Below are 15,183 nucleotides of genomic sequence, written 5' to 3'. Positions count from 1 at the left end.
ACTGATCATGTCTCACTTGCTCAATCAACACCTCAATGAAAGCCTGCGCGATGCGATGCTCGCGTATTACCTGACCCACAAAGTGCCTGACGCGTTAAAAAGTAAAATCACCAACGCCGACGCTCTCTACGAGTACTGGCTACTCGACGTGCAGGTCAGCCAAGCCGTGCCGACCAGCCCGGTAGCCTGTGCGATTTCCAGCCTGCAGCAATACATCACGCGCATTCAACTGGGCCTCGAACCCGGCTATGAAACGCATGCGATGACTGCGCAACAGCACCAGACCTGGCGCGAACGCTTGCACACCTACCCACTGTGGAATGCCAACCAACAGCTGCGCTACCACCCCGCCAACTATCTGGACCCGACGTTACGGCGTGACAAGACGGCGAGTTTTCAACACTTGGAAAACGACCTTAGCCAATATCGAATTCAACGGGACACCGTGACCACCGCAGTTAACCGTTACCTTGCCAGGTTCGAAGAAACCGCCAACATACGCACGATCAACGGGTACATCGACGCAGGTTCAAGCGAGCTGTGTAGCGGCACCTATTACTTTGTCGGCAAATCAAGCTCCGAGCATACCTATTACTGGCGCTCCCTCGACCTGTCCAAGCGTTCCGGCGCGGGGCTTGCCCAAGGTGCCTGGTCTGATTGGGAGCGGGTGAACTTATCGGTCTCCGACGCCACTGCCGAGCAGAGTATCCGCCCGGTGTTTTTTAATAATCGAATCTTTTTCATCTGGGCCGAATGCATCAAACCCACCCCCACCAGCGCCTTCAAAGCCGACCAATCGAATGCGGGAGAAAAAGCACAGCTCACCGCATGGATAGACAACCACTACGTCAAGTTTCGGCTTAACTTCTCTTATAAAAAACACGATGGCAGTTGGAGCGTACCGCAGGCGTGTATTGAACAATACTGCGCCACCGAAGACGTCAACGCATCGACCACGGACTTTCTGAAAACGATCACGCAAACGGTGGCGATCGTCGATGCCAGCGGCCCGCCCGTGCTGTTTTTAAGTGTCCTTGCAACCGCACGTAAAGACCCTAAACAGCAGGAGAACTTTATTGGCAAGTTTTTCCAGTCCGTGCAAATCGACCAGTCCTTCAACATCACCACGCTCGCCGATGGCGGCAGCCCCGAGCGTTATAGCGTGCTGCCGGGCTCAGACGTGGACGAAGAAATAAACCGGCTGCTGGAACCCTTCGACCCCTCGCAGAAAACCAGGGTGCGCGCGGTACTCCAAAGCACTAACGGCTATTACAGCGAATTGCTACCTGACAACGCCAGGCAATACCTCACCTTCTTTGCGCACAAAAACCAGGGCAACCTGCAGTTCAAGGTAACGCCGGCCTCCAAACATTCGATTTCGGTCACCGTGCAAACGCCGTTCGCGGACAAAAACGATTGGGACTTTGAAAAACACCAACTGAACATAAAAGACACCGAGCAGAGCGCCGTCGCTTTTGACGCTAATACCGACGAGATTATATTTTCTTCGATTCTCAAAGAGCGCTTTCAACACCCGTACACCGTCACCTTGAGCGCAAGGCGCACGACGCCTATCACCATCACACTGATGACCGATGCGGCATTGGACGACCCCAACACGACTCAACTCAAACTGAGCAAGGGTTCTAAAATCACCGGCACGGTAGAAGTATTAACCTCTGATTTTTATGCACTCTATTTTAAAAACGCGACCACGCATGAAGAATACCCCAACGCTGTACACGACGAAGATGGGTCACTGTTTACCTCTACACCCGAGCAAGTCGGCGACACTACCCTTTCGCTGGAAGGCAAATTTATCGACAAGAACGCTTTCGTAAATCTGTACACGCACAAACACTTTCACATCACGCTTAACCGTTACGGCCATTACCACCTGCCTGAAAAACTGAACCAGTTGCACTCCCAAAATGTGCTGCTGATCAACAACACCGACGTGGCCACCTCGACGTTGCGCGCCTACAAACACATCATCATGAGTGCAAACTTTCAAGACTACCCCTTCACCGAAACCATCAACGCCAATTCACATAAAATCATCAACTTTCAGCACACGTCTCACGAAAGCCTCGCCGGCTCCACGCCCGAACTGCCTGCCGGGCATCGGGCCACCACGCGTATTTCAATAACACGCGCGCAGGCGGCGTCCGGCATTACCCTGATCCATGGGGTGGTGACACTTGAGCCCAGCGCCGACGGCCCGAAAATTCTCGGCTACGCACTAAAAGCCGCCACCTTGAAACTGGCCGCGCCCGTGTCTGACGCGCCGCTTAGCCAGCAACTCGCGCCGACCATCAAACGCTATGCATCGGAAACCCTCGGCAGCGCCGAATTCATTGATTTTTCAAACAGCAAAGACACGCTGCCTGCCGGCCTGCCGACCACCCTGCGTATGAACACCTGCTTTGCCGGCAAGCTGATTCAGGCAGCCAACATCAGCCTCGAACACCTGTTTTCGTTAACCCCGAAAACCTGGCAGGAGCCTCCACTTGCGCCGGGTGGTACAGCGCAAGATATCGACTTCAAAGGCGCTAACGGCAAGTATTTCTGGGAGCTGTTCCTGTATGTGCCCTGGCTGATCGCCCATCGCCTTAACCAGGAACAGCAGTATGACGAAGCACACACCTGGCTCCGCTACCTATTCGACCCTGCGCGGGCAGCCGAGGGTTCCATTGACCGCCCGGCCTTTTGGGGCTTCAGCGAACTGCTGCGAGAAGATCAGGCCCCGGGCCATGCCACCCACGACCCTCACGCACTGGCGGTTCGTGCGCCGGTGCATTTTCGCAAAGCGATCTACCTGTTTTACCTCGATATTCTGCTCAATCGCGGCGACGCAGCCTATCGCCAGCTCACCCCGGACAGCCTGACGCACGCCAAACTCTGGTACACGCGAGCGCATCAGTTCCTCGGCACACGCCCCAGCATCACCCGTCTTGAACCGTGGTCGAAAATCACCCTCGCCGCCCTCGCAACGTCTGGCTCGCCAGCCCTGACGGCACTTGAGCAGCAAGCCCCGAGCATCGAGATCACGCGCCCGGTTGAAGGCGCCACAGCGGCGTCGCTGACGCTGACCGACTCGCTGTGCCTACCCTTTAACAGTGAGCTGGTGGCTCGCTGGGATACGCTCGAAAGCCGCCTGCATAACCTGCGGAATAATCTCGACATTACCGGTAAACCCTTGCACTTGCCGCTGTACGCGGCCTCGTTGTCACCCCGCAGCCTGGTGGCCGGCCAGGGCAAAGGCGGTTTCGACAACGCGCGTGCCGCTGCGCTTGCGGACACACAGGTCGGCCATTATCGGTTCCAGATCATGCTGGGCCATGCGCTCACGGCGACCGAAGCATTGATTCAATTCGGCCATACGCTGCTGACCCTGATTGAACGCAAGGAGCAGTCTGAATACCTGGAGCTACAGCAACAACAAGCGTGGGACCTGGCCAATATCGTCGTCACTCAACAAACCCAAGCGTTGTTGATCGATCAGAAAAACCGCCAGGCGCTCAACACCAGTCGGCACATAATTGAGGCCCGGCTGCGCTACTACGAACATCAACTCAAAGAAGGTATCAGCCCCTCGGAAGCGCATGCCGGCCTGCTCTACTTGACCAGTACCGGATTCGATACCGCAGGTTCAGCCGCCGGCGCAGGGGCCGGCATCGCGATGATGGCGCCGAACATTTTCGGTACCAGTGTCGGCGGCTCGCGCTGGGAAGGCCCGTTCTATGCCGTTCAAGCCCTGGCCCAAGGCGTTGCGACGGCGCTGCGCGGCACGGCTGCGGACCTTGACCGTACCGAACAATTCCGCCGCCGGGCACAGGAGTGGGCCTATGCTCAGGAGCAAGCCCAACTTGAACTGGCGCAGGTGGATGCTCAGCTACACACCTGCGCCGAACAGGAAAAAGCCACGCGCCTGCAGTTGCGCCTGGCCGAAACTGCCCTGACACACGCCTGGTCGAACTATCAATTACTCGCCCGGCGCTTTTCCAAGGCACAGTTGTATGACTGGCTGAATGTTCAACTCAGCAAGTTCTACTACCAAGTCTATGACCTTAGCCTTTCGCTGTGCCGAACCGCGCAAGCGTGCTGGCAGTACGAGGTTGCGGACTATGCACGCACGTTTATCCAGCCCAGCGCCTGGAACAACAATTACCGTGGTTACCTGGCGGGTGAGGCCCTGAAGCTATCGCTGTTGAGCATGAACACCGCCTACTTGAACAATAACGTGCGGGATCTGGAGATCGTCAAAACTATCTCGTTGCGTCATCACCTCATCGATTGTGTGGTCGCCACGCCCCACGCCAACACCGCTCAAGCCACTCACCTTACAAGCACTGATGACCCCTGGGCTTCACATAAACAACAACTGGTCAGCCAAGGCAGGCTGTGCTTCAAACTCACCGAAGCGCTGTTTGAAGATGATTACCCCGGCCACAGCCTGCGGCGGATCAAAGGCATCAGCGTATCGTTGCCCGCAACGCTGGGGCCTTACCAAGACATCAAAGCGATATTGACCCAGACCCGCAACGAAATCGTATTGCCCACAGGCCAGCGGCGTGCCGACATGCGCGTGCATCAGCAAATCGCCCTCTCCACCGGCCTTGATGACAACGGCCTGTTCAGGCTCACGTTCGACAGCAATGATCGCTACTTGCCCTTTGAATACACCGGGGCCATCTCCGATTGGACGCTGGAGTTCCCCAATCCGCCTCAGCAAAAAGCCATACTCGAAACGATCAACGATATTGTCATTCACCTGCGTTACACCGCCAGGGCGACGGCTGCCAGCGGGGGCAACGCATGAGCGACGACAACCTGAACCTGCAGATCAATAGCCCGGCGCTGCCCACAGGTGGCGGTGCCATCCAAGGCACCGGCAAGGGCTGGGGCCCGGTCGGCGCCAGCGGTACGGCAACCTTTGAAATTGCCTTGCCGGTGTCGGCGGCGCGCGGCTATGCGCCAGCCATGGCGCTGACATACCACAGCACCGCCGGCAACGGCCCGTTCGGGCTGGGTTGGACGCTGCCGATCGGCGCCGTCAGCCGGCGTACGTCCCTGGGCGTGCCTGGCTACACGATCGACGATGTGCTGTTAGGCCCCGACGCGCAAATAGCCTTACCCGAACGCAACGCCGAGGGCGCGATCATCAGCCACCGCGCCGCCTCGTTCAATGGCTTGGCGCTGAGCACCACCTACGTGGTCACCCGGTACTTCCCCAGGGTCGAGAGCCGCTTCGACCGTATGGAACACTGGCGATCGGAAACCGACCAAGCTGGCTTTTGGCTGATACAACGTGCTGATGGCAGCCAACATTTCTACGGCAAAAACGCGTTGGCGCGCATTGCCGATCCCGACCACCCGCACCATGTGGCGCAATGGTTATTGCAGGAAAGCCTGAACGCCCACGGCGAGCACATTTACTACCACTACAAAAAAGAAACCGATCAATCGCGTTACCCACGCGACTGCCGCGCCCAGCACTACCTGGAAAGCGTCTGCTACGGCAACTTCACCGCCAGGGAACAGGAACAGCTTTACCTGTGGCAGACCGAGGATAAACCGACGGTGGGCTGGCACTTTCAATTGCTCTTTGATTATGGCGAACGCGCCCTGGAACCGGATCAGCGACCGACTTATCAGCCAGCCCGTGCATGGCCGGCACGCGGCGACGCTTGCTCGGACTTTGCCTTCGGCTTTGAGTTACGCACGCTGCGCCTGTGCAACCAGATTCTGCTGTATCACCACTTCCCCAAAGAAACGCACATGGGCACCGAGCCAATGCTGGTCAAGCGCTTGCTGCTGGAGTACAGCACCCACGCGCATGTCAGCCTGTTGAGTGCGGCGCATGAGCAGGCCTTCGACAGCGCCGGCAATAGCGTGAGCCGCCCGCCGCTGGAGTGCCTCTATCAATCGGGCCAGCTCAAGTCGGACCCGCGCCGCTATCAGGCCTTCAGCTCGTTGCCCGCGCTCAATGACGGCGATCGGTATCAACTGGTCGACCTGTATGGCGAGGGCATACCGGGTGTGTTGTATCGCACTGACAAAAGTTGGTATTACCGCGAGCCGCTAAGGCCGCAGCACACCGAGACCGGCGACGAGGTGATCTTCGGTGCGGCGCAAGCGTTGACGCGAATCCCGGTAGCCGACAGTACACGGCCCATCCACCAAGCGCTGGCCGATATCAATGGCGACGGTCGGTTGGACTGGCTGGTTGCACAACCGGGCATGAGCGGCTTTTTCAGCCTGGACGAGCAGCGCAATTGGTCAGCCTTCACACCCTTCGATGCGTTTCCGTCGGAGTTCTTCCATGCCCAGGGAGCGCTGGCCGACCTGATGGGCTCGGGTGCCCACGACTTTGCCATGATTGGCCCGCGCAGCGTGCGCCTGTATGCCAATCGCCGAAAATCCGGCTTCGCGCCGGCCATCGAGGTGCCGCATACAGCCGACGACGGCCTACCGATCATTTCCGCCTCGCCTAACGAGCTGGTGGCCTTCAGCGATGTGCTCGCCACGGGCCAACAGCACTTGGTGCGTATCCGCCATAACGAAGTGAAATGTTGGCCGAACCTGGGTCGAGGACGTTTCGCCCAAGGGTTTGTGTTCGCCACGCTGGCATTGCCTTATCAAACATTCCGCGCAACGAATGTGCGGCTGGTCGACCTCAATGGCAGCGGCGCTACCGACTTGCTGTATTTGAGCGCCGATCACCTGAGTGTCTTCCTCAATAAAGGCGGCAACGGCTTTGCGGCAAAGGCAATCAAAGTGCCGTGGCCAGACGGCGTGCAATATGACGACCGCTGCCAGGTCAGCCTGGTCGATCTGATCGGCCTGGGCTGCCCGAGCCTGATCTTCAGCGCCGCCCACCAGACGCCCATCCACTGGCGCTACGACTTTTTCACCCAGAAGCCCTGGCGGCTCATGCGCACCTATAACAACATGGGCACACGCGCATCCATCGTGTATCGCAGCAGCGCCCAAGAGTGGTTGGATGAAAAACGTGAACGGCACGCCAACAGCGAGCCTGCCATTTGCCAGTTACCCTTCGCGCTGTGCCTGGTCAGCCAACACACCCGGCAGGATGAAATAACCGGCAACCAACTCACCCAGCGCTTGAGCTACAGGCAGGCTTATTACGACCGGGCCGACCGCGAATTTCGCGGCTTCGGGCTGTTGTTGCAGACCGACACCGACAGCCACAAAAACAACGAAAACACTCAAGGTTTCAGCGCTCCCGTGCGCACCAAGACGTGGTTTCATACCGGCCAGTCGGTTGATATGGCCGCCCTCGGCCATAGCGCTCACGACGTCAAGGCCAAGGCCATCGGCCCAACGCTGTTAAGCCGGTACCGGGCCACGGGGCAGGTGCGGCCGCTTGACCATCACGACGACTTGATCAGCGAGCCTGCGCCGTCGCTGTTGCGCGAAGCGGCACATGCACTCAGCGGGGCGGTTCTGCGCGTAGAGGTGATGGCGGCGGACCCGGCGCAGGGCGCAGTGCCCTACTCGGTCACCCAACACCGTTATCTGCTGCGCGAACTGGCACCGCCCAGCGCCCACACGCGCTACGCCCGGCTGCTGCCATTAGCGCTGGAGTCCATCAGCTATCAATACGAAGGCGTGGAAGACGATCCCGTCTGCCGCCACCATATCCACCTGCGAAGAGATGCCTATGGCTGCCTGGTGCATGGCGTCACGATTGATTATGCCCGCCGTACAAGCGCCGACGACTCGCCGCCTGCGGTGCTGGCTGATGAACATCACCAACGCTGGTGGCGCGATACGCATGACAGCGCGCAACAGTCCTATTACCTGCGCGAAACCCTGGCGCAACATATTCATCTGGACGAGCCACAACTGCGCTGCCTGGCCTTGCCCTACCGGCAACGACACAATGCCCTGGTGTTGCCCAAGGCACCCGCAGCCGATGGATTAAACCTTGAGCACATCGCCTATGAACGGTTCATCGATAACCGTAACGGGCCGTTGGCGAGCAGTGCCAAGCGCGAACTGAGTGGTTTGTCGGTGCAGCACTATCGGCAAGCCGGTGGCCATGGCAAGGCCTTGGAACCGGGCGTCGCGACGGCTCAGGCATTGACTGATTACCTTGAAACCGCAGAGCTGGACGGCAAAGCCCTGGATGTCTACAAAGACCTGCCGACTTTGCCCAACCAGCCTCCGGCAGGGCTGGTGCAAAAGCTCACGGACAGCGGCTACCGCACCATGCTGCTGTTTTTTCTTTTCGACGGCGAGGTGCCGCCTGCAGACCATCGCTTGTGGTCGATCCGCCGGCACTTCCCGCGCTATGCCAAGGCAACCCGGTTTTATCGTTTAAGGGCGCTGCGCGCGACCGAGGCCCACGGCGAAACAACGCTGGCGTACGACGCCTACGCGCTGCAAATCATTCGGGTGAAAACGCCGGACGGCGGTTTGACCAAAGCCGAATACGACTATCAATCGCTGCTGCCGAAAAAAATTGTCGACCCCAACGGCACCATTCAAGAGGCACTCTATGACGGTTTTGGGCAGGTACTCGCCAGCACCTTTTACGGCCATGAACACGGCCTTGCGCTGGGGTTTTCGGCGTTGAAAGACTACAACCCACCCAAGGATGTGACGCCCGCGTTTGCCATTGAAAACCCGAAAGCCGTCTTGCAGAAAGTGGCCAGCGCGCACTGTTACGCTCCGTTTAGCTGGATGGGCAGCGTCGATTTGGCCCTGGTCAAGCCAGAGTGGCTTGCCAAGGCGTATGTGTTGCCCAGCGGGCATATTCGAATGAGCGCGCGCCTGCGCCTGGGTGGCAGTCGCCAAGCGCTCAACGAGAGTGACAAACAACTCAAGGCATTGATCGACGCAGCCGGACGAACACCGGTACATGGGCTCATGCTGCAAGCCGATTGCTACCCGGACGATCCCGCCCAACAGATTCGGCTGAGCTTGAGCTATTGGGATGGCTTTAGCCGGGTCTTGCAGAGCCAACAAAAAACCGAGCCTGGTACGGCCAATGCCGTCGACGAAAAGGGCGACCTGTTGGTCGACGACCTGCCGGGTACTGCGCCCGGCGCCTTGCACAAACAGCTACGCCAAGTGCATGCCGACCCGCGCTGGCGCATCAGTGAACGTGTCGAACACAACAACAAAGGCTTGGCCATTCGTATCTATCGCCCTTACTTCGCCAACAAGCATGGCTACATCAATGATCAATCGATGCGCGAGTTGGCTCACAGTGACCAGCAATTCTACGACCCACTGGGGCGCCCCACCCAGACATTGACCGCAGGCGGGTTCATGCGGCGTACCACCCATTGGGCGTGGTACAGCGTGAATGAGGACGAAAACGATACCGATGAAGAAATGCAGGCATCAAAGCAGTTGAAAACCCCGTGACCCGAGTGCGTCGATAGAGGAATGGGCCGTGGCGCTGGCCCATTCTCCCTCCCGTCAGGCGCCTGCGTTTCGGCGCCAACGTGCACCGAGGGAGGCATACCCGCGCGTGGCCACCTCGACTAAAAAGCCCCGCCATTGGGTCAGCGCTGATATAACGCCACGGGCAGCCATCACCAGCATGCGAGTCCCACGGCCTTGCGCAGCCACGGGCAAGCCGGTTATCGCGACGGTCAAGGCCTCAACGCCGGTGGATGCCCAGTAGGCCCAGACCTGATTGAACATTCTGCTTAGCCCACCGTGCATCGTCGCCACGGGGTCTGGAAGCTGCAGGGTTTGGCCATGCGGGTCACGGGTGGCCGTCTCGTGCCCGGCGCGAATCAGGGTGCCCATTGCGGCGTCGTAGGCTTCCACTGCGGGCATCACATTGGGGCTGATCAGCGCGGGCACATCCGCGCCATACATCGCATTGGCAATGGTTGCGACCGCATAGGTCGCCGTCGATGCGGCGGTGCGCCCAACCCTGGCCCTCATTGGCGTGCTGCCCCAGGATACGCCGGTGCCGTGCCCGCGGATGACCTGCCGCACCAACTCCCGGCTCAGCGAGCGTATATGCCCGCTCAACCGCACGGTCGCCACAGGGTCCCAGCCTTCACCGGCTTGCGAACCCAGCGCGTCGGCATGCGCGGCGTACCCGATACCTGCGATGCCTGCCGAAATAAGGCCGATTTGTGGCGCAAAACGCGTCCAGTTACCGGCGATCCCTGAGCTCATGTGTGCCACGGACAGCGCATCCAGCCCCGCGACGGTATAGCGCAGAATCTGGTTGCGTTGCGGCGTGGGTTCGACATTGCTGAACACCGCCAGATCGATGCCTGTCGCGATGGTGTTGGCGATGTAGGTTGCTAAACCATCACGAATGGCCGCCGAAGCGGCTTCGTTTATCCGCGGTCGCAAAATACGTCCCATACTGGCTATCCCGCGCCTGGCCAACGACAGCTGGTTTTTTTGACCCTCACCCGATTCAAGCGCCGGGATGCCCGTCAACCCTTGCTGATCAATCTCGGTGATGGGATTACCGCCGACCATGGCGTACAGATTCAAGCCATCAGCATCGCCGGTCGGGTCCGGGCTGACCCAACGGCACAACCACGGCGCGTAATACCTGAACCCGTAGTAATAAAGCCCACTGGCATCGCGCTCCTTGCCCGAGTAGCGAATAAACCTGTAACTCGCCTCGCTGGCATTTTTAGCCGCCCGCCACGCCGTGCCGCCATAGGGGTAATAGCTTTCCTGGCTGAGCAATTGCGCCTGCTCACCGAGTTCCAGGCCGCTGCTGCCCAAGTGGTCGGACAAACCGAAACGTATCTGCACCTCCTGGCTAACGCCCGAAGGATGGCGATCCCAGAGCAGTACCCGCACAGTGGTGGTGCCCAGATTCAGGTTGAGTACATTCAACTGCTCACCCGTTGCGCTGTCATGGCGAATCTCCAATCCAGGCAAATAGCGCACCTCGGCCGTATGCATCACGCCCTTGGCGTGCGTTACCCGTCGCTTGAGGAGGCGCTGCCCCGTCGCATCGTATGCGTAACATTCTTCATCATCGTCACCGCCCTCGCGTGCCACTTGCGTCATGCGCACCAGTTGATTGCGCACATCCCAGCCCATGCCGGGCGTGCCCTCCAGCCCTTGCAGGTTGCCGCTGAGGTCAAAGCCCCGGCCCAGGCCCGGCGCTGCGCCGCCTTCGGAGTGCGGCGAAAAATGATTGCTGCCGGCAGCTACGCGAAGCTCGCGAGTGAAGCCGGTGCCGCTGCTGGGCACATGCTGCAATGTCAGCAAATTGCCCGCCTCGTCATAGCTGAACCGCTGGGTGTAGCGGCGCCATACGCTGTCGTCAGTCGAGCCGAACGTCACGCTGGCCGGTAAACCCGGGCCGCCATGGCTGCCGACGGTTTCGCGCCCGGTGGCCTTGGTCAGTTGCGATAACGTATCGTAATCATAAAGGCTGGCCGAATTGACCAAGGTGTTACTCGACCATTGCGTCGGCTGCGCACGGTCGTCGATACGCACCACGTTACCCACGCAGTCATAGTCGTAGGTCAGGTCTTGCAGTGCGTTACCCACCGCCACCGGCCCTGGCGGATGGGCCGTCATCTGGCGCAAGCGACCATCGAACTGACGGTAGTGCATCGTACGCAGCACGCGATTGCCGGCGCGCTCGGAGATGACCTTGCCCGCCGCGTTGTAACCACGCTCGCCCATCAACTGCGTGCGCTTGCCGCCCTTGGGCAACAGAAAAATGCTCGCCGGTTGGCCGTCAACACCGTAGGCGTACTCGAAACGATTGCCCTTGGCATCCATGTGATGCAGGCGTTCACCCAGCGCGTTGAACCCAACCGTTGTCTGGAAGCGCTCGGGCGCCAGGCGCAGGTCGCGTTGTGCATCGGGCTGCGGCCAATCAAGGGCTGCCGACGCCTGCCGAAATTGCCGGGTCTGCTGAATAACTTCTGCGCGCAACCCGTAAAACTCATGGAACAACGAACCGCCCCCGTCATCATGACGCAGCACTTGGCCACAGCGATTACGTGCAGCCTCTTCATCCGACTGTTCAGCATAGGCAAGGCGTTCGACACACAGCGCTTGCGCGTCACCGGCCATGTGTTCAAACACCGCAACCGGGCGAACGTATTGATCGTAGTGATGCACCTGGTGGGCGCCGCGCGCATCCCATTCTTCGAGCAACTGCCCGGCCGCCCCCGGCAACGTGATGCGCCAGCCAGCATCCACGCTGTCAGTGCGCAATGCTTGCCCACCCAGACTGTAGACCGTGCGTTGATTGGCCTGAATGTCGGGCTGCGAGCGCGACAATTGAAACAAGCGCGAGTCCCACTGTTCAATCAGCAAACCCGTAATGCTTAACACCTGTCGTTGAATACGTGCTTGCGCTTCAACCTGTGCGGTCGAGCGGTGATAGTCGACGTTACGCACGATCAACCCACGCGGGTCGAACGCTGCCAGAGACGGCGTGTTTCGATGGATCAAATTAGACATGCCCTCAAGACCTTATTTTGAGTAAGTAGTCCTGGAAGGCTAGTGAGAGGGGATGGGTGCGGGTGGTGCAGGAGGATGTTTTGTGTATCTGCGTACGCACATCGCCTCGACCCGCTCGCGCGGGTCGAGGCTGCGCTCAGTGCCCGCCGGCGCAGGTCGGCGAGGCCGGGGCTGCGTCGATTTTCGCCCATTCTTCAGGCGAATAGGTATGCAGCGCGAGCGCATGAAACTCGCTCATCAGGTCACCCAGGGTGGCGTAGACGGTCTGATGGCGCTTGACCCGGTTAAGCCCCTCGAACTGCTGGCTGACCAGCACGGCCTTGAAGTGAGTTTGCAACCCACGGCTGTGCAGGTGGCTTTCATCCAACACGCTCAAGTGTTGCGGGCTCAGGGCGGCAAGTGCCGTTTCGATACGCTGTTGCATGGTCATTGCTGCTTACTTCTTCTTGGCCGGTGCAGCGGCTTTAGGCGTCAGCTCGTTGGTCATGTCTTCCAACAGCTTGTTCACCACCGGCACGGCGCTTTCCAGCTTGGCTTGGGTCATTTGGGCCGACTGCTGGGTCAGCTGCGGCATTTTTTCCAGGACTTTCTTGCCCAGTGGCGACTGGTAGAACGCTACCAGGTCCTTGAGCTCGGATTCGCTGAAGTTGGTGGTGTAAAGCTTGACCATGTCCGGTTTCAGCTTGGGCCAGCCAATGGCCTGGTCCAGCGCGGCGTTGGCCTTGGCCTGGTAGCTGTCCAATACCGACTGCTTGGCGGCAGGCGCCTTGGTCTGTTCGAAACGCTGGGCGAACATTTGCTGCACTTGCATGTACACCGGAGTGCCCAGCTTGTCAGCGTGCGCCAGCGTCAGGAAAGCTTCGGCACTGGCGTTGTGGCTGGCGGTATCGGCAAAGACTTGGCCGCTGGCGCAAACCAGAGCAACCGCGGTACAGATGGCACGAAGACGAGTCATCGAGTTTCCTTTTCTAGCAGGCGAGGTCTTACCCCCAAGGGCGGCTATTCTGCGCCTAAAAAACTCCACGGCTCAACCCCACCCGTACTTCGGCCAGGTTTTACGGGGGTTCAATGCGATGAAAAGTCTTTTATGGAACCCCATAGGCCCATCACGGCCTAAACTGCGCAAACGAACTTGAAGGAGTATGCCCGATGAGCCGTATCGAAACCGACAGCCTGGGGGAAGTTCACGTCCCGGATGACGCTTACTGGGGTGCGCAGACCCAAAGATCGCTGGTCAACTTTGCCATCGGTGAGCAGCGCATGCCCCTGGCGGTACTGCACGCGCTGGCTCTGATCAAAAAGGCCGCGGCCCGGGTCAACGACCGCAACGGCGACTTGCCCGCCGATATTGCCCGCCTCATTGAACAGGCCGCCGACGAGGTGCTCGCAGGCTCGCATGACGACCAGTTCCCACTGGTGGTGTGGCAAACCGGCAGCGGTACACAAAGCAACATGAACGCCAATGAAGTGATCGCCGGCCGCGCCAACGAGCTGTCGGGCAAACCGCGTGGCGGCAAGAGCCCGGTGCACCCGAATGATCACGTCAACCGCTCGCAAAGCTCGAATGACTGCTTCCCTACCGCCATGAGCATCGCAGCCGTGCAGGCGGTGACCAAGCAACTGCTGCCCGCTATCAACCACTTGTCGGGCGGCCTGGCAGAACTCTCGGCGCGGCACATGAAACTGGTGAAAACCGGTCGCACGCACATGATGGACGCCACACCGATCACGTTTGGCCAGGAAGTCTCGGCGTTTATCGCCCAGCTGGATTACGCCGAACGCGCGATTCGCAGCGCCCTGCCTGCAGTCTGCGAACTGGCCCAGGGCGGTACCGCCGTCGGCACCGGGCTGAATTCACCGCACGGCTTTGGCGAAGCGATTGCCGCCGAGCTGGCGGCGTTGTCGGGGTTGCCGTTCGTGACTGCACCGAACAAATTTGCCGCGCTCTCAGGCCATGAGCCATTGGTGACCCTGCACGGCGCGCTGAAAACCCTGGCCGTGGCGCTGATGAAAATCGCCAACGACCTGCGCCTGCTGGGCTCCGGCCCGCGCGCCGGGCTGGCCGAAGTCAAGTTGCCGGCCAACGAACCGGGCAGCTCGATCATGCCGGGCAAGGTCAACCCTACCCAGTGCGAAGCGCTGTCGATGCTGGCGTGCCAGGTGCTGGGCAATGACGTGACCATCGGCATTGCCGCCAGCCAGGGGCACTTGCAGTTGAACGTGTACAAGCCGGTGATCATCCACAACCTGCTTGAGTCGATCCGCCTGCTCGCCGACGGTTGCAACAACTTCCAGGAACACTGCGTTGCCGGTCTTGAGCCGGATGCCGAGCAGATGGCCGAACACCTCGAGCGCGGGCTGATGCTGGTGACGGCGCTTAACCCGCACATCGGCTACGACAAGTCGGCGCAGATCGCCAAGAAGGCGTACGCCGAAGGGCTGACACTGCGCGAGGCGGCGCTGGCGCTGGGTTACCTCACCGACGCCGAGTTCGACCAGTGGGTACGCCCGGAAAACATGCTCGAAGCGGGGCACTAAGCGTATAGCCGTTTAGGTTTGTGACTTGGGTTTTGAGTGCATATCCGTTGTTTGGGTGATAACTGGTATGGGTTCCGCTCTTACAGCGGGTCACTTTTGAAAGGCCCGGAAGCCGGCCCAATCCCCCAAACAGAATGCATTCAAACTGTGGGAGGGGGCTTGCTCCCGATGGCTGTGGGTCAGTCAACTCATGTA

Annotated in this window: 6 protein-coding genes; 3 read left to right on the top strand and 3 right to left on the bottom strand. The window is 59.6% G+C overall.

Going from position 1 to position 15,183, the window contains the following annotated elements:
• Positions 1-7: 7 nt before the first annotated feature.
• Both F0169_RS12710 and F0169_RS12705 read left to right on the top strand, forming a co-directional pair.
• A complete protein-coding gene (locus F0169_RS12710) occupies positions 8-4,822 on the top strand; it encodes a Tc toxin subunit A-related protein (RefSeq protein ID WP_152746719.1) in 4,815 nt (1,604 codons plus the stop codon).
• Positions 4,819-9,402: a SpvB/TcaC N-terminal domain-containing protein gene (locus tag F0169_RS12705; protein WP_152746718.1), complete on the top strand. Its 4,584-nt coding sequence runs from the start codon at positions 4,819-4,821 to the stop codon at positions 9,400-9,402. The genes F0169_RS12710 and F0169_RS12705 overlap by 4 nt, the downstream gene beginning before the upstream one ends.
• A 54-nt stretch (positions 9,403-9,456) precedes the next feature.
• Here the strand turns inward: F0169_RS12705 and F0169_RS12700 are convergent, their stop codons facing one another.
• The 3 genes from F0169_RS12700 to F0169_RS12690 form a co-directional block, all read right to left on the bottom strand.
• Positions 9,457-12,450: an RHS repeat-associated core domain-containing protein gene (locus F0169_RS12700; protein ID WP_152746717.1), complete on the bottom strand. Its 2,994-nt coding sequence runs from the start codon at positions 12,448-12,450 to the stop codon at positions 9,457-9,459.
• A 136-nt stretch (positions 12,451-12,586) separates the two neighbouring features.
• A complete protein-coding gene (locus F0169_RS12695; RefSeq protein WP_152746716.1) occupies positions 12,587-12,880 on the bottom strand; it encodes a BolA family protein in 294 nt (97 codons plus the stop codon).
• A 6-nt stretch (positions 12,881-12,886) separates the two neighbouring features.
• Complete coding sequence (locus F0169_RS12690; RefSeq protein ID WP_003236690.1) at positions 12,887-13,405, bottom strand: DUF2059 domain-containing protein; 519 nt, start codon at positions 13,403-13,405, stop codon at positions 12,887-12,889.
• Positions 13,406-13,599: 194 nt separating this feature from the next.
• On the opposite strand from F0169_RS12690, the gene F0169_RS12685 reads away from it, so the two are divergent.
• A complete protein-coding gene (locus tag F0169_RS12685; RefSeq protein WP_152746715.1) occupies positions 13,600-14,988 on the top strand; it encodes a class II fumarate hydratase in 1,389 nt (462 codons plus the stop codon).
• Positions 14,989-15,183: the final 195 nt, after the last annotated feature.

Source organism: Pseudomonas kitaguniensis, assembly GCF_009296165.1.
Lineage (GTDB): Bacteria > Pseudomonadota > Gammaproteobacteria > Pseudomonadales > Pseudomonadaceae > Aquipseudomonas > Aquipseudomonas kitaguniensis.
Note: the sequence above shows the minus strand (reverse complement) of the source record. Positions and strands in the feature narration are given on the sequence as shown.

Bases quoted from the DNA above. Each gene is read 5' to 3' on its own strand.
- F0169_RS12710 (WP_152746719.1), top strand. From the start codon at position 8: ATGTCTCACTTGCTCAATCAACACCTCAATGAAAGCCTGCGCGATGCG.
- F0169_RS12685 (WP_152746715.1), top strand. From the start codon at position 13,600: ATGAGCCGTATCGAAACCGACAGCCTGGGGGAAGTTCACGTCCCGGAT.
- F0169_RS12690 (WP_003236690.1), bottom strand. From the start codon at position 13,405: ATGACTCGTCTTCGTGCCATCTGTACCGCGGTTGCTCTGGTTTGCGCC.
- F0169_RS12695 (WP_152746716.1), bottom strand. From the start codon at position 12,880: ATGACCATGCAACAGCGTATCGAAACGGCACTTGCCGCCCTGAGCCCG.
- F0169_RS12700 (WP_152746717.1), bottom strand. From the start codon at position 12,450: ATGTCTAATTTGATCCATCGAAACACGCCGTCTCTGGCAGCGTTCGAC.
- F0169_RS12705 (WP_152746718.1), top strand. From the start codon at position 4,819: ATGAGCGACGACAACCTGAACCTGCAGATCAATAGCCCGGCGCTGCCC.